The organism is Streptomyces sp. NBC_01260 (genome assembly GCF_036226405.1).
GTDB lineage: Bacteria > Actinomycetota > Actinomycetes > Streptomycetales > Streptomycetaceae > Streptomyces > Streptomyces laculatispora.
The window spans coordinates 710941-736870 of record NZ_CP108464.1; the positions used below are offsets into that span (position 1 = coordinate 710941).

General features: G+C 69.1%; 24 protein-coding genes. 6 read left to right on the forward strand and 18 right to left on the reverse strand.

Translation table 11 applies throughout. The features are described from left to right. Positions 1-23: 23 nt before the first annotated feature. The 17 genes from OG322_RS03220 to OG322_RS03300 all read right to left on the reverse strand — a co-directional run bounded on the left by OG322_RS03220 (position 24) and on the right by OG322_RS03300 (position 17408). Positions 24-1244, reverse strand: coding sequence for a lytic transglycosylase domain-containing protein (locus OG322_RS03220; protein ID WP_266410606.1), 1221 nt, complete (start codon positions 1242-1244; stop codon positions 24-26). A gap of 22 nt (positions 1245-1266) precedes the next feature. After that, positions 1267-2010 carry a hypothetical protein gene (locus OG322_RS03225; protein WP_266410607.1) on the reverse strand — a complete coding sequence of 248 codons (744 nt, stop codon included), beginning with the start codon at positions 2008-2010 and terminating at the stop codon, positions 1267-1269. Between the two features lie 40 nt (positions 2011-2050). Beyond that, complete coding sequence (locus tag OG322_RS03230) at positions 2051-2581, reverse strand: nuclear transport factor 2 family protein (protein WP_123464370.1); 531 nt, start codon at positions 2579-2581, stop codon at positions 2051-2053. Between the two features lie 97 nt (positions 2582-2678). Next, positions 2679-3383, reverse strand: a complete 705-nt coding sequence (locus tag OG322_RS03235) for a hypothetical protein (RefSeq protein WP_241200301.1) — start codon at positions 3381-3383, stop codon at positions 2679-2681. Further along, a complete protein-coding gene (locus OG322_RS03240) occupies positions 3380-3904 on the reverse strand; it encodes a hypothetical protein (protein ID WP_123464368.1) in 525 nt (174 codons plus the stop codon). The genes OG322_RS03235 and OG322_RS03240 overlap by 4 nt, the downstream gene beginning before the upstream one ends. Further along, on the reverse strand, positions 3901-5166 hold the full coding sequence (locus OG322_RS03245) for an MCE family protein (RefSeq protein WP_123464366.1): 1266 nt from the start codon (positions 5164-5166) through the stop codon (positions 3901-3903). The genes OG322_RS03240 and OG322_RS03245 overlap by 4 nt, the downstream gene beginning before the upstream one ends. Beyond that, positions 5163-6326 (reverse strand): MCE family protein, encoded by a 1164-nt coding sequence (locus OG322_RS03250; RefSeq protein ID WP_329306011.1) that lies wholly within the window; start codon positions 6324-6326, stop codon positions 5163-5165. Before OG322_RS03250 ends, OG322_RS03245 begins: the two co-directional genes overlap by 4 nt. Beyond that, positions 6323-7438, reverse strand: a complete 1116-nt coding sequence (locus tag OG322_RS03255; RefSeq protein ID WP_123464362.1) for an MCE family protein — start codon at positions 7436-7438, stop codon at positions 6323-6325. Before OG322_RS03255 ends, OG322_RS03250 begins: the two co-directional genes overlap by 4 nt. A gap of 1 nt (position 7439) precedes the next feature. After that, positions 7440-8459, reverse strand: a complete 1020-nt coding sequence (locus tag OG322_RS03260; protein WP_123464359.1) for an MCE family protein — start codon at positions 8457-8459, stop codon at positions 7440-7442. After that, positions 8456-9487 (reverse strand): MCE family protein, encoded by a 1032-nt coding sequence (locus OG322_RS03265; RefSeq protein WP_123464357.1) that lies wholly within the window; start codon positions 9485-9487, stop codon positions 8456-8458. The genes OG322_RS03260 and OG322_RS03265 overlap by 4 nt, the downstream gene beginning before the upstream one ends. Continuing rightward, positions 9484-10797, reverse strand: a complete 1314-nt coding sequence (locus tag OG322_RS03270; RefSeq protein WP_123464355.1) for an MCE family protein — start codon at positions 10795-10797, stop codon at positions 9484-9486. Before OG322_RS03270 ends, OG322_RS03265 begins: the two co-directional genes overlap by 4 nt. Beyond that, positions 10797-11600, reverse strand: a complete 804-nt coding sequence (locus tag OG322_RS03275; protein WP_073734361.1) for an MlaE family ABC transporter permease — start codon at positions 11598-11600, stop codon at positions 10797-10799. Before OG322_RS03275 ends, OG322_RS03270 begins: the two co-directional genes overlap by 1 nt. A gap of 3 nt (positions 11601-11603) precedes the next feature. After that, entirely contained in the window at positions 11604-12452 is an 849-nt protein-coding gene (locus OG322_RS03280) for an MlaE family ABC transporter permease (protein ID WP_306085973.1), read from the reverse strand. Beyond that, a complete protein-coding gene (locus tag OG322_RS03285) occupies positions 12449-13444 on the reverse strand; it encodes an ABC transporter ATP-binding protein (RefSeq protein ID WP_207314990.1) in 996 nt (331 codons plus the stop codon). Before OG322_RS03285 ends, OG322_RS03280 begins: the two co-directional genes overlap by 4 nt. Positions 13445-14164: 720 nt before the next feature. After that, positions 14165-15121: a hypothetical protein gene (locus tag OG322_RS03290; protein WP_123464349.1), complete on the reverse strand. Its 957-nt coding sequence runs from the start codon at positions 15119-15121 to the stop codon at positions 14165-14167. A gap of 79 nt (positions 15122-15200) precedes the next feature. Then, the gene (locus tag OG322_RS03295; RefSeq protein WP_260146927.1) at positions 15201-16628 is read right to left on the reverse strand and encodes a DUF6801 domain-containing protein; all 1428 of its coding nucleotides are present in this window, start codon (positions 16626-16628) and stop codon (positions 15201-15203) included. 165 nt (positions 16629-16793) lie between these two features. Then, positions 16794-17408 (reverse strand): hypothetical protein, encoded by a 615-nt coding sequence (locus OG322_RS03300; RefSeq protein WP_123464347.1) that lies wholly within the window; start codon positions 17406-17408, stop codon positions 16794-16796. 607 nt (positions 17409-18015) lie between these two features. Between OG322_RS03300 and OG322_RS03305 the strand changes: the two genes are divergently transcribed. The 4 genes from OG322_RS03305 to OG322_RS03320 all read left to right on the forward strand — a co-directional run bounded on the left by OG322_RS03305 (position 18016) and on the right by OG322_RS03320 (position 21504). Continuing rightward, positions 18016-19230 (forward strand): helix-turn-helix domain-containing protein, encoded by a 1215-nt coding sequence (locus OG322_RS03305; RefSeq protein WP_123464345.1) that lies wholly within the window; start codon positions 18016-18018, stop codon positions 19228-19230. 218 nt (positions 19231-19448) lie between these two features. Beyond that, complete coding sequence (locus tag OG322_RS03310; protein WP_123466344.1) at positions 19449-19712, forward strand: hypothetical protein; 264 nt, start codon at positions 19449-19451, stop codon at positions 19710-19712. 99 nt (positions 19713-19811) lie between these two features. Then, a complete protein-coding gene (locus OG322_RS03315) occupies positions 19812-20285 on the forward strand; it encodes an SCP2 sterol-binding domain-containing protein (protein ID WP_123464343.1) in 474 nt (157 codons plus the stop codon). Positions 20286-20289: 4 nt separating this feature from the next. Further along, positions 20290-21504 (forward strand): acyl-CoA dehydrogenase family protein, encoded by a 1215-nt coding sequence (locus OG322_RS03320; RefSeq protein WP_123464341.1) that lies wholly within the window; start codon positions 20290-20292, stop codon positions 21502-21504. Between the two features lie 123 nt (positions 21505-21627). Here OG322_RS03320 and OG322_RS03325 read toward each other — a convergent pair whose 3' ends face one another. Then, positions 21628-22881 (reverse strand): cytochrome P450, encoded by a 1254-nt coding sequence (locus OG322_RS03325; protein WP_405699164.1) that lies wholly within the window; start codon positions 22879-22881, stop codon positions 21628-21630. An 80-nt stretch (positions 22882-22961) separates the two neighbouring features. Here OG322_RS03325 and OG322_RS03330 point away from each other — a divergent pair, with 80 nt between their 5' ends. Further along, positions 22962-23801, forward strand: coding sequence for a hypothetical protein (locus tag OG322_RS03330; protein ID WP_124285688.1), 840 nt, complete (start codon positions 22962-22964; stop codon positions 23799-23801). A gap of 55 nt (positions 23802-23856) precedes the next feature. Beyond that, positions 23857-25929, forward strand: coding sequence for an MDR family MFS transporter (locus tag OG322_RS03335; RefSeq protein WP_123464335.1), 2073 nt, complete (start codon positions 23857-23859; stop codon positions 25927-25929). Position 25930 lies beyond the last annotated feature (1 nt).

Sequence of the window (25930 nt, forward strand, 5' to 3'; positions counted from 1 at the left end):
GCCCGGGCCGAACGGGCCCGGGATCAGTCGGCGGCCGGCGGCACCGACGGCGTGGTGCAGGGCTCAGGGGTCGTGCTCGGCTCGGGTGACGGAGACTCCGTGGCCCCGGTGGTGTCGCTCGGGTCCGGCGACGGGGAGTCCGTCGCGCAGCCCGGACCGGGCTTCGTGGTGGTCGGGTCGGGGTCCGGACTGGTGGACGGGTCGGGGCTGGTGCCGGGATCGGGGGTGGCGGATCCGCTGCCGGTCGGATCGGGCGAGGCACCCGGGTCCGTGGAACCGCCGGGATCCGGGGAACCCGAGTCACCGGGCGAGGGGGCCGGGGACGTCGGAGGCTTGGTGTGGCCGGGCTGCGGACCGACCTCGATGCCGCCGCCGTTGTCGCCGCCGGATCCGCCCACGGGGTGCTTGGGCTCGTTCGGGCTCCCGGCGCCGGGGCTCCTGGGCACCGGGCCCTTGCCGTCGGTGACCGGATGGGTGCCCTTGCGGTAGAACTCCAGCCAGGACAGCACGGTGCGCAGATAGGTGTCCGAGTGGTTGTAGCTCAGGATCGCCCGGTCGAGGTCGGCCCGTACCGTCAGATCGCGCGGTCCGGCGCAGAGGTAGGACCCGGCGGCCAGGGCCGCGTCGTAGACGTTGCCCGGGTCGCTGCGCCCGTCGCCGTTGCCGTCCCGCCCCCAGTGCGCCCAGGTCGAGGGGATGAACTGCATCGGGCCGACCGCCCGGTCGAAGGTCTTGTTCCCGTCGTACGCTCCCCCGTCGGTGTCCGGGATGTTGGCGAATCCCGCGCCGTTGAGCACCGGTCCGAGGATCGGCGAGAGCGTCGTGCCGCGGGCGTCGACCCTGCCCCCGCCCGCGTGCCCGGACTCGACCTTGCCGATGGCCGCCAGTAACTGCCACGGCAGCCCGCAGCCCGGATCGCTGCGTCCCAGTGAGCTCTCCGCCCTGCGGTAGGCGGCGAGCACCGTGGCCGGAATCCCCGCCTCGGCCCACGACGCGGCGACGGCCGGACTCTGCTTGACGCCCGGCTTCGGGGGCTCGGGGCTCTTCAGCGGCGGCAGTTCGGTGTGGTAGGAGTCGTCGTTGGGCACCTCCGACCACGTGACCTCGTCGGACTCCTGACGCTGTTTCTGCGTCTCCTCATGCGCCACGAGCCCCGGTCCCTGGGAGGCGGTGAGCGCTGCCATCGCGGCGACGGCGGCTGCAGTGCCGCCGAGTCCGCGGCGCATGGTGCCGTTGAACCTCATGCGTGCTCTCCTCTCCCCCGGCTCACCGGGAGAACGTGTCGATGGCCGATATCCGCCAGGTGCCGCCCCGGCGAACCGCGTCCACGGCGAACATCGCCGCGGCGTAGGTCGTCTCCTGCGACTTGCCGGTACGGGTGTTGCTCTGGTCGGCGAAGATCAGCAGCCGGGCCCGGTCGCCGTCGAGCAGTTGCACGCCGCTCTCGGTGACGGTCGTGGTGAGGACGAGCTTCTGCTTGGGTGCCTGTGCCCTCACGTCGGCGAGCATGTCCTTGTGCTGCTGTACCGCCTTGCCCACCAGGTAGGTCTTCACCGCGGTGTCGGCCCTGGCCGGCGAGGCGTAGTTGTACGAGAACACCGCGCCCACCGCCTCGGTGATCTGCCCCTTCACCTCACTGGTGCCGCTGATGTCGGTGAGGGCGGTGTTCTGCCGGCCGGGGTCGTCCCGCAGGCTGCCCGCCGAGGTGAGAGCCCAGGCGGCGAAGGAACCGAGAAGCACGGTCAGGACGCACAGGACCGCGGGCAGTGAGGCCCTCAGACCACGTGGCCGCCCGGACCGCGGCCCCTCCTTCTCCGGCTCCCCCTCGGGTTCGCTCCCGGCACCGGGGCTGTCCTCGCCGGCTGCGGCGGCGCCCTCGGACCCGCTGTCCGCGGGCTCGGCGTCCGGCTCGGCGGGCCTGGGCACGGTGGCGGTCGTGGCGGTGCGTTCTGCTGCGGCGACGGTGGCCAGGCGGCGCTGCCGGTTGACGAGGTGACGGGTCGTCGACATGTCCGGGGGTCCTCTCGGTGCGGGGTGGAAGTCGGTGGCGTCAGCCGGCCGTGTTGCCGACGGGCGCCTGACCGAGGGCGCTGAGCTTCCACCCCTCGGAGGTGCGGGTGAGCTGCCCGAGCATCCGGCTCTCCTTCACCGCGGGCTTGCCCTTCGGCGCCGTCACGGTCACCCGCAGCGCCACCATGACCCCGGCCCGGCCGGCCCGGTCGTCGAGCTCGGTGACCGCACCGGACAGCACCTTGGCCGTGCTGACGGTCTTCGCCTCCTGGATCTGCTTCACGAACGCGTCCCGTCCGTCGACGAGTTGCTGGTGCAGGTCGCCGGTGGTGGAGTCCTCCCAGCTGTCGAGCCCCTTGGCCAGCCGCTGGTGGTCGAGCGTGTTCATGTTCTGCACGGCCTGCTCGCCCGCGGCCAGCGCGTCGTCGCGGGTCTGCGCATACGCCGCCGAGTCGTCGTGCGACGCCTGGTATCGGGACACTCCGCCCCACCCCGCCGCACCGGCCGCCGCGACCGTCAGCACGATCGCCGCCGCCACCAGCGGATTCCTCGTCATCCGTACCCGTGCCATTGCTGCCTCTCCCTGCCGGCCCTGTGCTGTGCCGTGCTGTGCTGAGTCGTGCGGTGCGCTGTTCGGTGCCGCTGTGCGGACGTACCGCCGTACAGCGCTATCTGGAGGTGATCTCGACGATCGTCCAGCGTCCGTCGCGCAGTCGGGCGGTGACGGAGAGCTGCGCCGCCGCCGTACTGGCGGCCTTGCCCTGGCGTTCGTAGACCTGGTCCAGGAAGACGAGCAGATGCGCGCTGTCGTGGGTCAGCCGGGTCACTCCGGCGCGTACGACATGGGTGGTGAGGGTGAGCTTCTGGTCGGCGGCCTGCTTCTCGACCTGGCCGAACAGCGCCGCGTACTGCTGGAGTGCCTTGCCCGCCAGCAGTTGCTTCGCCGACTCCTTGGTGACGGCGGTGGCCGAGGGGCTGTAGGAGAAGACCTTGCCGAGCGCGTTGGTGACATCTCCCGCGACCCGGGTGGTCGCCTCGCTGTCGGTGAGCGCCGTGTTGGAGGTGGCGGGGGTGTCGCGCAGCTGACGCCCCATGGCGAAGAGACCGCCACCGGCCACGAGCAGCGCCACGACCAGTACCCCTGCCACGAGGCGCAGCCTGCGGCGGCCCGCGCCGGATGCCGGCTCGTCCTGCCCCGGCTCGTCCTTCGCGGACTCCTCCGATACGGGCACGTCCGTTACCGGCTCCTGCGTTCCGGACCCGTCCGTTCCGGGCTCCTGCGGGCGTTCCCCGTCCGCGGTTGCCCCGAGTTCCCCGACGCCCTCCACATCCGTGCCGGTGGTCACGACCGTCGCCCCTCCCTGCCGCTTCATGTGCCGCTCCCGACCGGTATCGCCGTCAGTGCCTTGACCTTCCAGCCGTCCCCGGTCCGGGCGAGGGTGGCCTCGAACCGTTTGCGTTCGGTGCCGCCCTTGCCGGTGCGCGGAGTGACCCGGACATCGACGGTCGCGATCAGCTGCGCGGTACCGGTCCGCTCGTCGAGCGCGATGAGCGCCGCGTCGGTGACCTTGCCCCTCGCCGTGGAACCGGACTTCGTCAGCTCGCTCGCGTCCTTGGTCCGGGTGCGCTTCAGCTGTTCGTGCAGGGGGCCGGTCGAGGACCGGAGCCAGCTGCTCAGACCGGCGTCCACGCTCTTGGCGTCCTTGCCGTCCAGGCTGTTGAGCCGGGCGAGGTGCGCACTCCCGTCGGCCAGCGCGGTGTCCCGGCTCTTGGCGTACGCCAGGTCGTCGTCGCCGCGCGCCCGGGCGTACGACCAGCCGCCGAGTGCGCAGATCAGAGTTGCGGCGGCGAGCAGTGCGGCCCAGCCGATCGATGTCCTCGTACGCGATGTCATGAGCCGCCTCCCTGGCCGAGACCCAGCAGACCGGCCATGCCGTCGGCGGCCGGGGCGGTGTCGGGGGTGACACCGAGCGCCCCGGGAAGCCGGTCCGTCGACTTGTCGTCGCCCAGGAGCATCGAGCCGGGCTTGGCCGGCGGGGGCAGGGCCCCGCCCTTCGGTGCGTTCGCGCTGCCCCGGACGTTGACGCCCGTTCCGGGCGACGAGGTGCAGCGGGCCTTGGTGTTGAGCGCGGGGCCGGCCGTGACGTCGAGCCCGTTGCGGTAGGTCGTCCCGCCGTAGCCCGAGGTGCAGGGCAGCGGCTCGAAGAAGGTGACGGACATGCCGAACCGGGCACCGTTCTCGTCCACGGCACTGGAGCCCACGGCCGCGACCGCCGGGAGCTTCACCAGCAGTTCCTCCAGTCCGCGCTGCCGGGTGACCGCGACGTCCGAGGTGGTGAGGAGGTTGGCGACGACGACGCCGAAGCTCGGGTCCAGGTCCCGCAGGAGTCCGCTGATCTGGCCGGTGGCGTCGGGGGCGACCGCGATCAGCTTGCGCAGATCGGTGTCGGACCCCTTCAGCTCGGCGGCCAGTTCCTTGGCACCGGACGCGAAGCCCTTGAGCGCGTCGCCCTGTTCGGCCTGGGTGCGCAGCACGGTCTCGCCGTCGATCATCAGCCGGGTGTTGACGGGCAGCGCGTCGTCGGCCGCCTGGACGAAGTCGCTGCTGGTGTCGAGCAGCACCTGGAGGTCGTCGCCGCGCCCCTCGAAGGCGGTGCCGAATTCGTCGACGACCGTGCGCAGCGACTCCAGGTCGACGGAGCCGGCGAGATCGTCGACGCTGGTGAGTACGTCGGTGACGGGGGCCGGGATCGTGGTGTCGGCCTGGTCGATGACGGAGCCGTTCGCCAGGTACGGGCCCTCGGTGCGGGTCGGGCGCAGATCGATGTACTGCTCGCCGACCGAGGAGAGGTTGGCGACGACGGCCTTGAGGGCGTCCGGGATGGGCGGGGAGTCCTTCTCGATGCGGAGTTCGGCCTCCACCCCGTCGTCGGTGAGCTCGATCGGCCCGACCCGGCCCACGGACACGCCCCGGTAGGTGACGTTGGAGTGGGTGAACAGGCCGCCGGTCTGCGGGAGCTGGACCTTGACGGTGTAGTAGCTGCGCATGCCGACGTAGTGGCCGAGGTCGGCGTAGCGCACCCCGAGGTAGCCGAGGACGAGCACCGCGATGATCAGGAAGGCGATGTTCTTGAGCCGGATGGCCAGGGTGATCATCGGTTGCTCCCCTTCGTGGCCGGCCCCGTGACCGAGGGAAGCGGCAGCGGCAGGGCCGCACCGGACTTCTGGGCGGTGCTGCCCTGGGCGGCCGGGGGTGTGGTGCCGCCGGCCGGGTCGAGCGGCGGAATGATCTGGGTGCCGGGCAGGGCCGTCACATCCAGGTAGACGTTGAGGTAGTCGCCCTTCACGCCGCGCAGCACCTCATCGGTGAACGGGTAGGTCAGCAGCACCTGGAGCGAGTCGGGCAGGTCCTGGCCGGAGTCGGCGAGGGCCTGGAGGGTGGGGGCGAGGGCCTTGAGGTCGGCGACCATGTCGGCCTTGCTCTTGTTCACCGTGTCGACGGCGACGGTGGAGAGCGTGTCGAGCGAGCGCAGCATCGTCATGAGCGAGCCGCGCTGCTTCTCAAGGACCTTCATGCCGGGGCTGAGTTTGGTCAGGACCGTGCCGACGTCCTGTTTGCGGGTGGCGAGGGTGGCGGACAGCCGGTTGACGCCGTCGAGGGCGTCGGTGATGTCCCCCTTGTGGTCGTCCAGGTCGGTGACGAGGGTGTTGACCCGGCTGAGCATGGAGCGGACCTGGGGTTCCTGTCCGGCCAGTGCCTTGTTGAGCTCGGTGGTGATGGTCTTCAGCTGGTTGATGCCACCGCCGTTGAGGAGCATCGACAGCGCGCCGAACACCTCCTCGACCTCCGGGTTCCGGTTGGTCCGGGCGAGCGGGATGCGGTCCCCGTCGGCGAGGGCGCCCTTGGCGGTGCCGGATGCGGGGGGCGAGAGCTGGATGTACTTCTCGCCGAGCAGGCTGGACTGTTCCAGGTGCGCGTACGCGTTCGCGGGGAGTCTGATCCTCCCGTTGACCCTCATGGTGACCTTGGCGTTCCAGCTGCCCGGGGCCAGCGAGATCTTGGTGACCCGGCCGATGGCCACGTCGTTGACCTTCACCGAGGACTGCGGGGCGAGGCTGGGCACGTCCCCGAACTCGGCGGTGATCTCGTACGGGTGGTCGCCGAGGTCCGCGCCGCCGGGCAGCGGCACCTGGTCGATGCCGGTGAACGTCGGCAGGTCGACCGTGGTGACGATCAGGGCCAGGCCGACGCCCGCCGCGAGCACGGCGGCGACGCCGGTCGCGCGGGCGCCGGGTCGGCGCAGTACGCGGCTCATCGCTTCGCCCCCTTCTTCTGCGTGGCGGTCTTGTCGGGGGTGCCGTAGACGGTGCCCACGGCGGGCAGCGGCAGCGAGGGCAGCGCCTTCTGGCGGGCGGTGTCCACGGGCGAGAGTCCGCTCAGGCCGGCGGACTCGTCCGTGAGCGGTCCGCCCATGGAGAGCTCGTTGAGGTTGGTGCGGCCGTTGATGGTGCGGTTCAACGGGTCGTAGGCCTTGATCACGTTGTCCGCGGCGAGCGGCAGCGTGTCCATCGACTCCGCGAGCGAGGCCCGTTGGTCGACCAGGGTCTGGGTGACCGGCACCAGGGCGTCCACGTTCGCCTTCAGGACGCCTCGGTTGTCCTTGATGAAGGTCTTGACCTGGCCGAGGGCGGTGCCCAGTTCCTTCAGGGCCGCGCTGAGGTTCGACTTGTCGTCGGCGAGGAATCCGGTGACCGAGTTGAGCTGCTGTTCGGCCTCGCGGACGTTGCCGTCGTTGTCCTTCAGCATGGTGGTGAAGGTCTGCAGGTAGGACAGGGTGTCGAAGAGGTTCCCGCTGCTCTTGTCGAGGGTCTTCGTCGCCTTGCCGAACTGCTCGATGGAGTCCCCGATCGCCTTTCCGTTGCCGTCGAGGTTCTTCGCTCCGGTGTCCAGGAGCTTCGCCAGCGCGCCGTCGGCGTTGGCCCCGTCGGGCCCGAGCGCGGTGGAGAGTTCCGTGATGGAGGCGTACAGCTGATCGACCTCGACCGGGGTCGCGTTGTGCGACGCGGGCAGTTCGGCCTCGTCCGCCAGCACCGGTCCCCCTTTGTACGCGGGGGCGAGCTGGACGTACCGGTCGGCGACCAGGCTGGGGGCGACGACCACGGCATGCACGTCCTTGGGCACCTTGACGCCCTTGTCGACGCGGAGTCTGACCTCGACCTCCTCTCCCTTCGGCCGCACCGACTCGACGGTGCCGACCTTCACTCCGAGGATCCGCAGGTCCGATCCGGCGTACACGCCGGTGGCCTGGTCGAAGTAGGCGGTGACGGTCGTCCTGCCCTCGTCGTCCAAGGCCAGCACGCCGGAGGTGGCCGCGACGGCCACGACGGCGAGTCCGGCGCCGATGCCGACGATGCGCGTGATTCTCATGTCAGCGGCCGCCTTGCTGCTTGGGTGGCATGCATCCGGTCGCCGGGGGCGTGCCGGCGGGGAGGTAGTCCCTCGGGACGACCCCGCAGACGTAGTTGTCGAGCCAGCGGCCGTTGCCGATCGTGTTGCCGACGAGCCGGTTGTAGGAACCCGCCAGCGACAGCACCTTGTCGAGGCTCTTGCGGTTCTTCACCAGGACGGCGGTGACCCGGCCGAGCGACTCCAGGGTGGGCTTCAGCTGCTTGTTGTTGTCCGCGACCAGGCCGGTGAGCTGGGTGCCGAGGTCCCGGGTGCCGGTGAGCAGCAGATGGATGGAGTCCCGCCGGGCCTGGATCTCGCCGAGGAGCAGGTTGCCGTCCTCCAGCAGGGTCTCGAAGCTGCTCTTCTTGTGGGCGAGGGTTTTGGTCAGCTGCTTGCTGCCCTTGAGGAGCGTGGCCAGCTGGGCGTCGCGCTGGGACACGGTCCTGGAAAGAGCGGAGAGCCCGTCGGCGGCGCTCTTCACATCGGGCGGCGAGTCCTTGAAGGTGGCGGAGATCGTCTCGAAGCTCTTGGCGAGCTGCTTGGTGTCGATCTCGCCGATGGTCTCGCCGAGTCCGTTGAACGCCTGGGTGACGTCGTACGGAGAGGTGGTACGGCTCGCGGTGATGCGCCGGTCCGGGTCCTGCGGCCCGGTGCCGAGCGGGTCGACGGCGAGGTACTTGTCGCCCAGCAGGGTCTTGATGGCGATGCCCACGGTGGAGGAGTTGCCGATCCAGGCGTCCTTGACCCGGAAGCTGACCTTCACCCTGGCGCCGTCGAGCGAGACTCCGGTGACCTCGCCGACCTTGACGCCGGCGATGCGTACCTCGTCGCCGTCGCCGAGCCCGGCGGACTCGGTGAAGTCAGCGGTGTAGGTGGTGCCGCCGCCGATGAAGGGCAACGAGTCGGCGCGGTAGGCGCCGAGGCCGATGAGGGCCAGGACGAGGAGTCCGGCGATGCCGATGGCGACGGGGTTGCGTTCCCGCAGGGGTTTGATTCTCATGCCAGGCACCTCGGCTGGGTGATCGCGATGCCGGTGGGCGGCGCGCTGCCGTCCTCGGTGCTCACACCGCTGACCCTGGCCTCGCAGAGATAGAGGTTGAGCCAGGACCCGTACGAGGCGAGGCGGCCGATCGCCTCCATCTTGGCCGGGGTCTTCTTCAGGAAGTTCTCGATCTGCGGGGTTCCCTTGCCCAGCTGGTCCGAGAGCCGCCCGAGCTGCTTGATGTCGTCCTTGAGGGGCTGGCGTCCGTCCTGGAGCAGATCGGCGGTGACGGTGGTCAGCGCGCCCATCGCGGTGACTGCCTGTCCGAGCGGCTTGCGGTCGCCGGAGAAGCCCGTGACGAGCTGCTGGAGCGTGTCGACGAGGTCGTTGAAGCCGGCCTCCCGGTCGTTCACGGTCTTCAGGACCGTGTTGAGGTTCTTGATCACCTCACCGATCACCTTGTCCTTGGCCGCGACCGTGGAGGTCAGTGAGCCGACGTGCTGGAGGATGCTGTCGACGGTGCCGCCCTCGCCCTGGAGCACCTGGACGATGGAGCCGGCGAGCTGGTTGACGTCGGGCGGGGACAGTCCTTCGAAGAGCGGCTGGAAGCCGTTGAAGAGCTGGGTCAGGTCGAGCGCGGGTGTGGTGCGTGAGAGCGGAATGGTCGCTCCGGCGTCGAAGCTCCTGCCGACCGGTCCGGCGCCCTGGTCGAGGTCGATGTAGCGCTGGCCGACCATGTTGAGATATTTGATCGAGGCGGTCACCGAGGCGGGGAGGCTGCGCCCCTTGCGGACGGCGAAGCCGACCTCGGCGAGCCGCTTGTCCGCGACCTTGATCGACTCGACCTGCCCGACCTTGACCCCGGCGATCCGTACGCTGTCGCCGACGATCAGCCCGGTGGCGTCGGTGAACCTCGCCTTGTACGTGGTGGTGTCACCGACCCCGGTGTTGGCGATGGACAGCCCCAGGACGGTGGTGGCCAGGACGGTCACCAGGATGAAGACGATCGATTTCGCGAGCGGTCCCGCGAGGGAGCGGCGCTTCACTTGAGCTTCACCTCCGCGCCGCGGAAGGCCGGACCGATGAGCACGCTGCTCCAGTCGGGCAGGGTCTGCGGCTGGACTTTCAGTGAGGGAGCGACCAGCTCGTTGACGAGCCGGCTCTCCTGCGGGGAGTTGGGCATGCCGAGGGAGGTGTCCGTGGCCTTGGGCCCGGTGCCGGCCGCCTCTCCGGCGGCCGCCTTGTCGCCGGGGGCCGGCGATGCGGCAGCGCGTCCGGCGGCCGTCGGCGCGGCCGTGCCGACGTACGGCACGGAGTAGCAGTGCGGTCCGCCGGTCGCGTCGTAGACCGGGGTGTCCTTGCCGGGCACGTACTTCCCCTTGGACTTCACGGACTTGACGGTGACGTGGAGGCCGGGCTGTCCGGTGCCCTTGCCGAGCGCCTTGTCCATCGCCGGGACGAATCCGGCCACGGTCCGCAGGGTGCAGGGGAACTCGTCGGAGTACTTCGCAAGGAGTTCCAGCGTGGGCCTGCCCGTGGCGGAGAGCCGGATCAGGTTGTCCTTGTTCTCCTGGAGGAACGTGGTGAGGTCATGCGCGGAGGCGGTCGTGGAGCCGTAGAGATCGGCGAGCTCCGCCTGCTGGTCGGCGATGGTGCCGCTGGTGGTGGTGAAGTCGGTGAGTGCGTCCAGGACGTCCGGTGCGGCGTCCCCGTACACCCTGCTCACTTTGACGAGTTCCTTGATGTCGGCGTTGAGCGTGGGGAGCTGGGGGTTGAACTTCTGGAGGTGCGCGTCGAGCCTGACGAGGGTGTCGCCGAGCTTCTCGCCGCGTCCCCGGAGTGCCTGGGAGACCGCGTTGAGGGTGGCGGAGAGCTTCTCCGGCTGCACCGCGGTCAGCAGCGGCAGGACGTTGTCGAGGACCTCTTCCAGCTCGATGGCGTTGCTGGAGCGGTCCTGCGGGATGACGGCTCCGGCCCGCAGCGTCCGCGCGGAGGGCACCGCGGGCGGTACGAGCGCGACGAACCGTTCGCCGAACAGGGTGGTGGGCAGCATCTGGGCGGTCACGTCGGCCGGGATCCGGTCGAGTTTGCCGGGCTGGATGGCCAGGGTGAGGCGGGCGCCCTCGCCGTCGGCCGAGATGTCGCGGACCTGCCCGATGACGACGCCGCGCAGCTTCACATCGGCGTTGTCGTGCATCTCGTTGCCGACGCTCGCGGTCCGTACCGTCACGGTCGCGTCGTCGGTGAAGTCCTTGTTGTACACGGCCACCGACACCCAGATGAGTACGGCGGGCACGAGCAGGAGGGCCACTCCGGCGAGTCTGCGGCGAGCGGTCTGCGTGGTCCGGGTGTTCATCAGCCGGCCACCTTCACCGTCGTCGTGGCGCCCCAGATGGCGAGCGAGAGGAAGAAGTCGGTGACGCTGATCAGCACGATCGCGTTGCGCACCGACCGGCCGACCGCCACCCCCACCCCGGCGGGTCCGCCGGTGGCGTGGAAGCCGTAGTAACAGTGCGCGAGGATCACCATCACGCTGAAGATCAGCACTTTGAGCACCGACAGCAGCACATCCTGCGGGGACAGGAACAGATTGAAGTAGTGGTCGTAGGTGCCGGCCGACTGCCCGTTGAACAGGACGGTGACGTAGCGGGAGGAGACGTAGGAGGAGAGCAGCCCGATCGCGTAGAGCGGGATGATGGCGACGACCCCGGCGATGATGCGGGTGGTGACGAGGTAGGGCATGGACCGCACCCCCATCGCCTCCAGGCCGTCGATCTCCTCGTTGATCCGCATGGCGCCGAGCTGCGCGGTGAAGCCCGCTCCCACGGTCGCGGAGAGCGCGAGTCCGGCGACGAGCGGGGCGATCTCACGGGTGTTGAAGTAGGCGGAGATGAAGCCGGTGAAGGCGGCGGTGCCGATCTGGTTGAGCGCCGCGTACCCCTGGAGGCCGACGACCGTTCCGGTGGCCAGCGTCATCGCGATCATCACGCCGATGGTGCCACCGACGACGCCGAGGCCGCCGCTGCCGAAGGCGACTTCGGCGAGGAGCCGCTGCACCTCTTTGAGATAGCGCCGCAGCGTCCTGGGGATCCAGAGCAGCGCCCTTACGTAGAAGGTGAGTTGGTCACCGGATCGGTCGAGCCAGCTGAGCATCGACATCGGTCAGCTCCCCTTCGCGGGGACGATCTGGAGGTAGATCGCCGTGAGGACCATGTTCACGAAGAACAGCAGCATGAAGGTGATGACGACGGACTGGTTGACCGCGTCCCCGACCCCCTTCGGCCCGCCGCGCGGGTTGAGGCCGCGGTAGGCGGCGACGATGCCCGCGATGAAGCCGAAGATCAGGGCCTTGATCTCGCTGATGTACAGGTCGGGCAGCTGGGCCAGGGCGGAGAAGCTGGACAGATAGGCGCCGGGGGTGCCGTGCTGCAGGATCACGTTGAAGAAGTAGCCGCCGAGGGTGCCGACGACGGAGACCAGTCCGTTCAGCAGGACGGCCACCAGCATGGTGGCCAGCACCCGCGGGACGACGAGCCGCTGGACGGGCGAGACGCCCATGACCTCCATCGCGTCGAGCTCCTCGCGGATCTTGCGTGATCCGAGGTCGGCGCAGATGGCCGACCCGGCGGCCCCGGAGACCAGCAGCGCCACGATGATCGGGCTGGCCTGCTGGATGACGGCGAGGACGCTGGCACCGCCGGTGAACGACTGGGCGCCGAGCTGCTGGGTGAGGGAGCCGACCTGGAGCGCGATGACCGCACCGAACGGGATGGAGACGAGGGCGGCGGGCAGGATGGTGACGCTGGCGACGAACCAGAACTGCTCGATGAACTCCCGCACCTGGAAGGGCCGGCGGAAGGTCTCGCGGCACACGGTCCCGGCAAGGGTGAAGAGCCTGCCCGTCTCGCGCAGCGGGGCGAACAGCCGGGTCGGGCGTCTCTGTTCGGGCGCCTTCTCCGGCACCCGGTCCGCGGGCGGCCCGGGGGGCCGCACCGGCATGGGGGCGGTCACGGGCGTCCACCGCCGGCGGCCGGGCTGTAGCTGTTCAGGATGGCCGTACGGGCGGCCTCCGGCAGCTGCCCCATCATCGACATGACCCGTTCCCGGCGGCGCAGCGCGCCCTGCCGTACGGGCAGGCCCGGCGAGGGCTCCAGCTGCGGGACCACGGTGCGCACAGCGTTGGCCGAACTGATGCCCTGCCCGTAGCCGTTGACCTCCTCGGCGGCGAGCGTGGCCGCGTCCTTCTCCTCCGACATGCCGATGGGTCCTTCGCGGCGGCCGGAGAGGAACTGCGAGACGACGGGCAGATCGCTGGTCAGCAGGACCTCGCGCGGTCCGAAGGTGACGAGGTTGCGGCAGAACAGCATGCCCATGTTGTCCGGGACGGTAGCCGCGATGTCGAGGTTGTGGGTGACGATCAGCATCGTCGCGTCGATCTGTGCGTTGAGGTCGATGAGCAGCTGGGAGATGTAGGCGGTGCGGACCGGGTCGAGCCCGGAGTCCGGCTCGTCGCAGAGAATGATCTGCGGGTCCAGGACGAGGGCGCGGGCCAGGCCGGCCCGTTTGCGCATACCGCCGGATATCTCGCCGGGCAGTTTGTCCTCGTCGCCGAGAAGGCCGACGATATCGATCCGCTCCATGACGATCCGGCGGATTTCGGATTCCTTCTTGCGGGTGTGCTCACGCAAGGGAAAGGCGATGTTGTCGAAGAGCGACATCGATCCGAAGAGCGCACCGTCCTGGAACATGAGACCGAAGAGCTTCCGGGTCTCCATGATCTTCCGCTCGGGGCTGTTCACCATGTCGACGCCGTTGATGAGTACGCGCCCCTGCTCGGGCTTGAGCAGACCGATGAGGGATTTCAGGAAGACGGTCTTTCCGGTACCGGAAGGACCGAGCATCACGCTCACTTCACCGGCGGGCAGAGTGAGGCTGACATCCTGCCAGATGTTCTGTTTGCCGAAGGATTTCGTAAGGCCTTCAACGACTACTTCGATTCCCATCGGCCCTCCCTCGACGTGTCGGTGAACGAAGTCATCTGTCAGCGCTCCGGCTCTGAGAAATCCAATGGCGGCTCGTCACACATGCACCAGGAGGCGCACGTTATGTCCGCCGAAACCGCCAGGACAAGCCGTTGAACAGCGGAAATCGACGAACAAGGTGCTCGGTGTGGATCACTTGTCACCGAGTGACAAAGCCGTGCACCGGCTTTGTCGGAATCTGCGCAAGATCTCCGGCGTACGAGTCGGGGCCCCCGGTCCACGGAGGCCGGAGCCGCGAGACCCCGACAGCGGGAGCGCCGCCCCCGGACGGAGGGTTCGGGGCCGAGGCAATCCCGGTGCGGAATCCGGGTCAAGGGGGGCGCGACCTGGACTCCACGTGCGTCGAACGAACAGTTGCGGACGCGTTTCCGCGCTGCTCACCTGGGACGCTACGGCTCAGTAACCTGCCTTCGCAATAGCGGTCCCTGAACTTTTTGCGCAGCTGTTCACGGCAGGGTTGTTTTTGTACGGAGGTGAGCAGGGACCCACATGGGGTTGTCGAAAGATGAGCCCTTCTGGAACTCCCGCCACCCTTCACGGTGCTCACTTTCGTATGGAACAGTCCACGACGATGCCCGCCCCGCCCAGGAGATTTCCCGGACGGGGCGGGCATCGTCATGCACAGCGAGGAAATACACGGGGAGCAGAGCGGGACAGCGTGCCTCTGCGCCTCCGCCGGCGTTACTTCACCGCGGAGTGCCAGTACTGGGAAAGCACCTTCCCGTCGTTGGGAAGGACGAGCCCCGGGGCGGTGAGCGCACCGCTGTACGTCGAGGCGTTGTTCAGCGTGAGGTGGTTGTTCCCGGAGGTGGACGGCAGGCCCGTCTTCAGGTTCACCGCCCAGCTCAGGATTCCGCCCAGACCGCAGCCGGTGGCCTTCGGCACGGAGAACGTGGTGTCGCCCTGGTTGTTTCCGGTGAGCGCGAACCTGAGCATCGCGCCCTCGGTGGCGTTGGGCGTGCCGTCACCGTCGAACCGCTGGATGGCGATGGCCGGAGCAGTGGTGTTCTGCGGACGCAGAATCACCGGGTCCGCAGCCGAGCCTATGTAGCAGTTGGAGCCGAGGAGCGGGTTCTCCAGGTGTATCCGCACGGGCAGCTTCACGATCGGCTGCCCGGTGCTCAGCCCGGCCGGGAGATTGAACTCGGTGGGCGTACCGGCGGACTCCACCGTCGCCTTCACCTTGTTCAGACTGACGTCGGTGATCTGCTGGCAGACGGCGGTGACGACCGGAATGTCACTGGGGCACATGAGCCCGAGCAGCCCGCCGGGTATCGACGTCGGCGCACCGACGATCGCCCCGCCCGCAGGCGGAACGACCTTGAACGTACCGGCGGCCGTGTCCTGGATGACACCGAACTGCATGTCGTTGGCGCCGGTGGTGGCCTCCGTACTGCCCAGCTTGATGGCACCGCTGGGCGAGTACGAGGACACACACGACGCCACGAGGTCCTGGCCGTCCGCCGCGAGCATGGCGGGATCGTCGACGGGGCAGCGGGAGAAGGGCGCCCAGTGCCCGTTGAGGTTCGCGGCGGTGACGGCCGCGGAGGCGGAAAGAGGTGTCAGCGGAATCGCGACCACCGCGGCGGCGCCGGCGGCGAGCAGGCCGGTGCGCCATCTCTTCGGGACAGCTCTCATTACTCCCTCAATTCATGGTGGGCTGAGCGGAATGGAATGATTCGGTTCCGGCGGAGAAAGCAGCAGGACGGGAAGGGAATCAGCGCTGCGGCTTGGGAACCTGAACCGGCTGACTGTCCTGCGTGCACACGGTCGGCGATTGCTGTGCCGCCGCGCAGGGCGCCGCCTGGACCTGCTTCACGGCGCCGGGAACACCCGATATGGAGGCGGTGAAGAGATCGTCCAGGTCCTCACCGACACCGCACCCCGAGAACGGCGGCAGGGTGACCTGGCCGGTGAGCACACCGCCCGTGACCAGTGTGTAGCCGGTCTGAACCCCGTCCTTGAGAACCATGTCCCCCTGCAGGGGCAGGGTGAACGGGCGCTCCGTACGGCAGTTGGCGCCGACGTCCAGGGCGACGCCGTTGACTTTCACGTCGTGCAGCCGCAACTGGAGCTGGATTTCGATGGTGGTCTTGCCCTCGCTGTTGCCCGGGCCGAGGATCTTCAGGTCGGAGTGGATATTGGGCGCCGGTTTGCCGTCCGGACCGGCGGCCGGTGGGATCTGAGTCATCTCCAGGGTCGCGGTCGTCGGCATGAAGCCGAACGTCAGGAACGTGCCTGTGGCCGGAGGCAGTTGCGGCTTGCCCTGATAGTCCAGAGTCGCCGTCGAATCCTGGAACAGATGGACAAGGCCGTCCTGGATCTTGATCTCGGTCGCGCCCTGCTCGATCTGCGTGCACGCGACCGGGAACAGCGTGGCGCTCTTGAGCTTGGCGACGTTCGCGTAGCCGGTGACATAGGCGTTCAGGCTGAACTGGTCCTCCGGGTCACCCACGCAGCGCGGTGCCTTCCCGTCCTGGAGGACGGAATTCGCCGGACCGCCCACCTTCGGAGTCCCGGCGTCACGATCGGGGCCGCTGCTTCCGGAGGCCTTTCCCTCCTCGGTCCCGGAGGGCTCCGGCGAAGGCCATTGCGGGTCGCCGGCGACCGGCACGGTTCCGAGTACCAGGTCCTGGTCCGGCTCCGGAGTGCACGTCAGCAGTACGGCCGAGGGCTCGGCGGACGCGCTGTCCGGCTTCGGCGAGGTCAGCAGTGCCGTCAGTTTCCCCGCCGTGAAGGTGAGGTCGCCGGACGAGCCGGCGGTCACCGAGGGAACGGCTCCGGAGGAGGTGAAGGTGAACTCCCCCGCATCCGGGACGGCCACCGGCTCACCGGTGGTCCCGATCCACACGGTCGAGGCGGTGTGGTCACCCTGCGCCACGCCCATGGTCAGCTGCGTCTCCACCTCGACGCCGGCCGTCCCCACGTCGGCCAGGTCCGGCAGTCCGGCCTCGGGCAGGGTCAGCTCGGTGCTCACGTCGCTGAGCTGAACGGGCTGGTCGACCGCGGCCTCCTCCGGAACCGTCGCGGACACCCGGACCACGGCCTTCTTGGCCCCGGAAGGAAAGTCGCAGCCGTACTTCACGTCGATGCGAACGTCACGACCACCGGCGGATGCCTGCGCACCCGGGATCATTCCGGCCATGAGGACCGCGGCCAGAACGGCTCCACTCCGTGCCGTCGCACGCCCACGGCTCCGCCCTGTTGTGCCGCGCGTCATCATGCTTCGTCATTCCCTTCCATCGACGGTGCAGACCGCACGGCAGGAATCCCGCGGTGCGGTCTGCTGGTTCGACTGTCCGGCAGTCCGTCAGCTGCCGACAATGCTCGTGATCCCGGTGACGCTGTAAGTGCCCGTGAAGGTCGGGTGGGCTCCGTTGGCGACGATGCCGGCACACGCGGCGGTGGCACCCGAGACGGTCAGCTGGCGGGTGCTGTTGGAGACGGCCAGCTTCTTGGTGCTGTTGGTGTACGTCGCGTTGACCTCACCCGTGACGTTGAAGGTGCAGGTGAGGACCGTGAGCTTGGCCTGGATGTTCTTGATGTAGCCGGTCGTCACACCGGAGGTGTAGTCCTGCGCCACGAGCTGCCAGGCCGGCGTCGTCGTGGCGACCGGCGTCACCGGGCCGAGAGCACTCGTGCACGGGCTGGCCGTCGTGCCGAAGGTGGCCGAGGTGATGTTGCCGACGGTGGCGGGGTTGCCGGTGGCACTGAACGCGGATCCGCTCGCGCCCGCCGTCGGGCAGGTGAGCGGAATCCCGCTCACCGACAGGACCGTGTTGGTAGAGACAGCCGTGAACGGGGCCGGGTTGGGCGTGACGGTCCACGTGGTGGCGGGGATTGCCATGGCCTGGGTGGACCCGAGCACGACAGCGACGGAAGCCACGCCGGTGGCGACGGCGATCTTCTTGAGGGCATTACGCACAGTTAGTTCCTCCGATTCGACAATGCGGGTGGCACTGCTTGCGGGGACGTGCTCCACAGCTGCCCAAGGGGCAGGAAGCACGACTACGAACCAATTCTCCAAGGGGAGACGTACACTCTCGGCCACATATAATCTGTGACAGGCCGTGACGTTACTTGCGAGAAACTTCCAGCACAATCCTGCTGGCGAAGATTCTCGCCAGCAGCTGTTTTTGTCATCCGTAGGTCACTAAACGGCTCAGATCAATTGTCACTTGGTGCGCAATTTCCCGGCCCGAGCCGGCCGTCCGGGCCGGACGCCGCTCAACCGGCCGGAGGACGGCCCCGGTCCGGCCGGTCGTCCGGACTCCGCCGACGCCCGTACATGGTGGTACCAGCCACACTCCCGACTGTTGTCCGAAATTGACCACTCCCACCCCACCTGCGCCGGAGCCCCGCAACAGGGCGGAAGTGTGTGCACCTTGCACTTCGATCTTGCACAAGTGGTGCGCATGGCCGCTGACTTGGTCTATCTTCATCGCGGACTTGATACGCACCTGTCGGTTCGTGGGAGCGCGGTCCCCCACCGCCTCACCCCCACCGGGCGCCGGAGAGCAAGGGGACACGTCATGCCGAAAGTCATTTCGCCATTGGACACGGGGGATCCGCTGGGGCCGCTTCCCCAGGAGTTCGCCGCGATCATGCGGCCCGAACTCCCGAGTCTCATCAAGGAGATCGGCGTCGAGGTCACCCGGGCCTATCCGGAATACGCGCGTCTGCTCAGTGGCCCCAATGGCCATGCCATCCGGGTCGGCGTCGAACAGAGCCTCTCCTCGTTCGTGGACCTGGTCGCCGAACCGTCCACATCGACATCACTGCGTGACGACATGTGCCGCCGGTTCGGACGGTTCGAGGCATATGAAGGCCGCACCATGGAAACGCTTCAGGGCGCCTATCGGCTCGGGGCCCGCGTCGCACTGCGGCGGGCGAAGAAGGTCGGCCGCAGTTACAACTTCTCGCCGACCCTGATGCTCAGTTTCGCCGACGCGCTCTTCACCTACATAGACGAGCTCGAATCGCTCTCCCGCGAGGGGTTCCTGGAGGTGCAGTCCCAGAGCGGCGAACAGGGCGAGGCCATGCGCCGGCGCCTGCTGCACCTGATCCTGGCCGGGCGCCCCGTCCCCCGTACCGCCATCGCCGAGCTGTGCGAGCAGACCGGGTGGACACTGCCCAAGGAGGTCACCCTCGTCGCGGTGCGCGCTCCCGCCGGGCTCGACCGGGTCAGCGCCGACCGAGACGTGCTGGCCGATCTCAGCGATCCCCAGCCGCACTTACTGATCCCGGGGCCCCTCGACGACGCGCGAAGATCCATGCTCGACCAGTCGCTCCTCGGCACCCGCGCCGCGATCGGGCTGACCGTCCCCACCGCTCTGGCCTCGGACTCGATCCGCTGGGCCAGGAGGATCCTCGAACTCGTCGACACGGGCGTCATCGACGACGCGCCGTTCGTCCTCTGCGAGGACCACCTGATCACCCTGTGGCTGCTGTCCGACCCGGTCCTCCTGGACCAGCTCGCCCAGCGCGAACTCGCACCCATCGCCGCGATCAGCGCCACCCGCCGGGAGCGGCTGGTGGAGACACTGCGCATCTGGCTCGACACCCGCGGCACCGCGGCCCACATGGGCGAACTCCTCGATGTGCACCCGCAGACCGTCCGCTACCGCATGCGCAACCTGGAGTCCATCTTCGGCGAGCAACTGGTCGACCCCGAGAGCAGGTTCTCCACCGAGGCGGTACTGCGGGCGCTGCAACTGCAGGCCCGGAGTCAGGAATCCGCCCTGTAGTAGCCCCGCAGAACGGTTTCCGGCCGGATCACGGCCCTCACGTCGAGTCAACTTACTTATGGGTAAGGCGAAATACCCGGTCACTCCCAAACGGTTGCCACACGGAGACGTTCTCAACGAGAAACCCGGAACTGCGTCCCGTACACATGGAGGAGTCGGCCGCCCACCCGGCGGCCGTACCGCACGACCTCCTGGCCACCATTCGAGAGGGAACCCCCATGACCGCCTCGCACCTGCTCGTCCCCGTGCCGATCCCGGACCGGGTCGCCGCACTCATCGGGTCCTGCATCCCGCCGCACATCCTGGAGGCGGAGTTCGACGCCGAGTGCGCCGCGCGCGAGGTCCGCAGGTTCCGCGGTCCGCGGCTCGGCATCGAGGACCAGGCCGACCGTGAGCACGCCCTGTCGGAGCTGGCCCGCGCCAATAAGCTCCTGGCCGCCCATCATCCCCTGCTGACGGTGCGCCCCGGCAGCTCCTGGTGACTCCCCCGCGGCGCACCGGCGCCCGGCCCCGTCTTGCGGTGGGGCGGACCGACGCTTACCTTACTCAAAAGTAAGTTTACTCCAGAGTAAGGAACTGGCGTGGCCGACAACAGCAGCGGCAACCTCACCGGTGAACTGGCCGCACTCGACTTCGCGACCGTCTCCCCGCCGGAGTTCGCGCGGATCGTGAAGGGCCTGTCCGCCAAGCAGCTCGGCGAGGTCATGCACGGTGAACTGCGCACCCGGGTGCTCGGTGAGGTCTTCGGCCGGATGAGGCAGCAGTTCCGCCCGGACGCCGCGGGACAGCTCAGGGCGCTGATCCGCTGGAAGATCACCGGGGACACCGACGCGGTTTTCGAGACCTCGATCGCGGACGGCAGCTGCACCGTCAGCGAGGGCCGCTCCGACGCCGAACCGCGCACGACCCTGGTGATGGGGGACGCCGAGTTCCTCAAGCTGGTCTCCGGCAACGGCAATCCCGTCACGATGTTCATGATGCGCAAGCTGAAGGTGGCCGGCGACGTCGGCCTCGCCTCGGGCCTCACCCGATACTTCGACATCCCGAAGGCCTGAGCCGATGAGCTACTTCTCCCTCGCCCTCACCGAGGAGCAGCAGGACCTCCGCAACTGGGTGCACGGCTTCGCCGCCCAGGTGGTGCGCCCGGCAGCCGCCGAATGGGACGCCCGCGAGGAGACCCCCTGGCCGGTCATCCAGGAAGCGGCCCGGATCGGCCTGTACGGGTTCGAGTCGCTGGCCGACATGTACGGCGACCCCACAGGGCTCTCCCTCCAGATAGCCAACGAGGAGCTGTTCTGGGGCGATGCCGGAATCGGCATGGCACTCTTCGGCACCTCCCTCGCGGTGGCCGGGATCTTCGCCTCCGGCACACCGGACCAGCTCGCCGAGTGGGTTCCGCAGTGCTACGGCGACGAGGACGACCCCAAGGTGGCGGCGTTCTGCGTCTCCGAACCACAGGCCGGTTCGGATGTCTCCGCCATGGCCACGAGGGCCCGTTACGACGAGGCCGCGGACGAGTGGGTGCTCTCCGGCCAGAAGGCGTGGATCACCAACGGCGGGATCGCCGGGATCCATGTGGTCGTCGCCTCGGTCGACCCGGCGCTCGGCGCCCGCGGGCAGGCCGCGTTCATCGTGCCGCCCGCCACGAAGGGCCTGGAGGCGGGCCGCACCATCAAGAAGCTCGGCCTGCGCGCCTCGCACACAGCGGACGTCTTTCTGGACGACGTCCGGGTCCCGGGGCACTGTCTGCTCGGCGGAAAGGAGAAGCTGGACGCCCGGCTCGCCCGCGCCCGCGAGGGCGGCAACGCCAAGGGGCAGGCGGCGATGGCGACCTTCGAGGTCAGCCGCCCCACCGTCGGCGCCCAGGCACTGGGCATCGCGCGCGCGGCGTACGAGTACGCGCTGGAGTACGCCGGACAGCGCGAGGCGTTCGGCCGGCCCATCATCGAGAACCAGTCGATCGCCTTCGCGCTGGCCGACATCCGTACCGAGATCGAGTCCGTGCGGCTGCTGATCTGGCAGGCCGCCTGGATGGCCCGCAACGACCGGACCTTCGACGCGGGGCAGGGTTCCATGTCCAAGCTGCGCGCCGGTGAACTCGCCGTGTCCGCAACGGAGAAGGCCGTGCAGATCCTCGGCGGCGCCGGGTACAGCCGGGAGCATCCGGTCGAGCGGATGTACCGCGACGCCAAGATCTACACGATCTTCGAGGGGACCAGCGAGATCCAGCGCCTGGTCATCGCGCGGGCGATCTCGGGGCGCCACATCCGCTGAGCCGGTGCGGGGCGCCCGTGCGGACGCCGTCCGTGCGCCACGGGTCCACGGACGACATCCGCACCCGTATCGGCCGGCCTCCCCGTCGGGCGGCGGCCCGGCAATCCGTGCCGCCGCCCCGGTTCAGCCCGCGACCGGGGTGAACCGCACCGGCAGCGACCGCGGCCCCCGGGTGAAGACGCCCTGCTCGGACGGGGTGAATCCGTCCGCGAGCCGCACGTCGGGCATCGCGTCCAGCAACTGGTTCACCCCGGTCTCCACCTCGGCCCTGGCCAGCAGCGCGCCGACGCAGAAGTGCCTGCCCAGGGCGAACGCCAGATGATCGGCCGCCGCGGAGAACGCCGTGGTGCTCGTCAGGTCCGTGCGGAAGATGTCGAACCGGTCCGGATCGCGGTACCGGGACGCGTCCCGGTTGGCCGAGCCGATCAGACAGGTGACGGTCGACCCCGCGGGCACCCGGCCGCCGCCGAGCTCCACGTCGGTGGCGGTCTGGCGCATGATCATGTGCACCGGCGGGGTGAAGCGCAGCGTCTCGGCGAAGGCCCGGTCGATGAGGCCGCGGTCCTCCCGTACGGCCGCGAGCTGCTCGGGGTGGGTCAGCAGGTTGGCGAAGATCGAGGCGATGGCCTTGTCGGTGGTCTCGCCGCCCGCGGCCAGCAGCAGGCTGCAGAAGGCCTTGATGTCCTCGTCACTCATCCGTACGCCGTCGACCTCGGCCGCGCAGAGGGCGGAGAGCAGATCGTCGCCGGGGGCGGCCCGGCGCTGCTGGATGACCGGGATCATGTACGCGGCGAATTCCTGCCGGGTCCGCTCGCCGGCCGCCGCCACCTCCGGGTCGCCCGCGAGGTTGCCGAGGAAGGCGATGACGGTGGTGTACCAGCCGTGGAAGCGGTCGTGGTCCGCCTTGTCCAGGCCGAGCATGTCCGCGATGACCAGGACAGGGAGGCGGGTCGCGAACGCGTCGACGAGATCGGCGGCGCCGGTGTGCCGGAAGGTGTCGACCAGCTCGCGGGAGTTGCGCTCGATGACCGGGAGGAACTTCTCCTGGAGGTCGGTGCCCCGGAAGGCCGGGGCGACCAGGGCCCGGCGCACGGCGTGCTCACGGCCGCTGAGCTGGAGGATGGTCCTGCCGTGAACGGGTTCGATCTGCCAGTCGTAGTTGTCGGTGGTGAATTCCCCCGCCTTGTCCTTGAAGACCCGTTCGACGTCCTCGTAGCGGGAGATGATGTAGCTGTTCGTGGCCTCGTGCCTGATCAGCGGGGCGCTCTCGCGCATGGTCCGGTAGGCCCCGTAGGGATCTGCGGCGAAGGCGGACGAGAGAATGTCGGGCACGGGCGGCTCTTGCGAGGCGAGCGACTCTTGCGGGGCAGACGTCATGACGCTCCAGGGTCGTTGACGGGCGACGCCGCCCAGGTTATTGACCACCCGTCCGCTCATACACCCCTTGGGGGAACACCATGGCCGCCGGCTCGCGCCCGTCCGTCCTCTTCGTCACCGACCTCGCCTACGAGGCCCGCGGGCGCCGCTACTGCGACGAGGACATCTTTCTGACCTCACGGCTGCGCGAGGACTTCGACACGGCGCTCTGCCACCCGCGCGACGCCGCCGCGCTGCTGGACGGCTTCGACATGGCCGTCATACGCAACAGCGGCCCGGTGCTGCACTACCAGGAGGCGTACGACGCCTTCTGCGCACGGGCCCGGGAACTGGACGCACTGGTCTACAACCCGCTGACCGGCCGGGGTGACATGGCCGGCAAGCAGTACCTGGTCGATCTGAGCCGCGCCGGGTACCCGGTGATCCCCACCGTGGACCGGGTGGCGGACCTGGGGCTGCTGCCCGGGGCCGACGGCTATGTGATCAAGCCGAAGCTGGGCGCGGACTCGGTGGGGCTGCGTTTCGTGCGGACCCCCGAGCTGTCCGCCGAGCTGTCCTGCGAGACGGACGGGACCCAGCTGATCCAGCCGCGGATCGACTTCCGCTACGAGGTGTCCTTCTACTTCGTCGATCACGACTTCCAGTACGCGCTGCACGCGCCGCACCCGGAGCGGCGGTGGGTGCTGGAGCCGTACGGGGCGAGTGCGGCGGATCTGGAGTTCGCCCGGTCCTTCGTGGAGTGGAACACCCTCGACCACGGCATCCAGCGGGTCGACGCGTGCCGGACGGCGGACGGCGAGCTGCTGCTCGTCGAGCTGGAGGACCTCAATCCGTACCTCTCGCTGGACCGGGTGGCAGAACCGGTGCGGGAGGCGTTCGTGACCCGGATGAAGGCGTCACTGCGGGATCTGCCGGCCTGACACGTCCGGCCCTCCACCGCATGCGGGTGGCAGGGCGCGGTGTGAGGGTGCAAGCGTGACCACTGCCAGCGAGACCGTCCCCGCCGGGCAGAGTGCCGCCGCACCGCCGCTGCTCGATCCGCGCCGCCGCAATATCGTCTTCGCCACGATCGTGCTGGGCATTCTGCTGGCCGCGCTGGACCAGACGATCGTGGGTACGGCGCTGCCCACGATCGTCTCGGACCTGGGGGGCGCCGCCCATATGTCGTGGGTGGTCACGGCGTACCTGCTCGCGGAGACGGTGGCGACGGTCCTGGTCGGGAAGTTCGGCGACCTGTTCGGCCGGAAGATCGTCTTCCAGCTCTCGGCGATCATCTTCATCACCGGTTCGTTCCTCTGCGGCCTCGCGACGAACATGACGCTGCTGATCGTGTGGCGCGGTCTCCAGGGCATCGGCGCGGGCGGGCTGATGGTCACCTCGATGGCGCTGATCGCCGATGTGATCCCGCTGCGCGACCGCGGCAAGTACCAGGGTGCGATCGGTGCGGTGTTCGGCATCTCCACCGTCATCGGCCCCTTGCTGGGCGGACTCTTCACCGACCATCTGACCTGGCGCTGGGCGTTCTACGTCAATGTGCCGATCGCGATCGTGGTGGTCATCGCCGCGGCCCGCACCATTCCGTCCGTCAGGGCGGCGGGACGCCCGGTCATCGACTACCTGGGCATCGCGATGGTCACGGTCGGGGCGAGCTCGCTGATCCTGGCGACGAGCTGGGGCGGCAACCAGTACGCCTGGGGATCGCCCGTCATCATCGGCCTGTTCGCCCTCGGGCTGGCCGCGCTCGCGATGTTCTGCTTCGTCGAGTTCCGGGCGAAGGAACCGATGCTGCCGATGCGGCTGTTCGGGAACCCGGTCTTCACGGTCTGCTCGATCCTCAGCTTCATCGTGGGATTCGCGATGCTCGGCGCGATGATCTTCCTGCCGACGTATCTGCAGTACGTGGACGGGGACTCGGCGACCCTTTCGGGCGTCCGGACGCTGCCGATGGTCCTCGGCCTGCTGGTCGCGTCGATCTTCAGCGGCAATGTGGTCAGCAAGACCGGCCGCTACCGGATCTTCCCCATCGTGGGCTCGCTGGTCATGGCGGTCGGTCTGTACCTGCTCTCCCGGATGGGCCCGCACAGCGGGGTGTGGCTGGAGTCGCTGTACATGCTGGTGCTCGGGCTCGGCATCGGCCTGTCCATGCAGGTGCTGACGATCGCCGTGCAGAACACCGTCGACTACGCGGACCTGGGCACGGCGACCTCGGGCGTGACGTTCTTCCGGACGCTCGGCAGCGCTTTCGGCACCGCGGTGTTCGGGACCATCTACGCCAACGCGCTCGGCCCCAATCTCAAGGACGGGATCGCGGCGGCGACGCGGGCGGGCGGGAACCCGGCGGTGCTGGCGAAGGCGTCGCAGAGCCCGGAGGGCCTGCACTCGCTGCCCGGCGCGCAGTCGGCGCCGCTGGCCCAGGCGTACGCCGACACCCTGCACACGGTGTTCCTGTGGACGGTGCCGGTCGCGCTGGTCGGATTCGTCGTGGCGCTGTTCCTGAAGGAGGTGAAGCTGCGCGACACGGTGCGGGCCGGCTCGACCGACATGGGCGAGGGCTTCGCCTCACCGAGCGCCGGGGACTCGGCCCGGCTGCTCGAATTCTCGGTGGCCAAGCTCCTGCGCCGGGTCGACCCGGACACGGCCCGGCGGATCATCGCCGAATCGGACACCCGGCTCGATATGGCGGGGGCCTGGGCGGTGATGCAGGTCGAGCTGTTCACCCGGATGGTCGGCCACGCGGGGCTCCGGCTGATCGCCGCCCGGCACCGGATTCCGCCGGAGGTACTGGTGCCCGTCTTCGACCGGATGATCGAGGAGGGCTACCTCACCGGGGACGGTCACCTGTTCGCGCACACCGAGGCCGGGAGCAGGGAGGCAGCGACCATCACGAACGCCTGGGCGACGTGGCTCAACGAACAGCTGGGGCAGGACGGCGAGCGCCCGGACGACGCGCGCCTGCGTGCCGCGGTCGACGTCATCGCCAAGCGGCTGCTGGCGGAGGACCTCACGCAGGAGCTGTCCCCGGCGGCCCCGGCCGGCGCGCCGGTCTGAG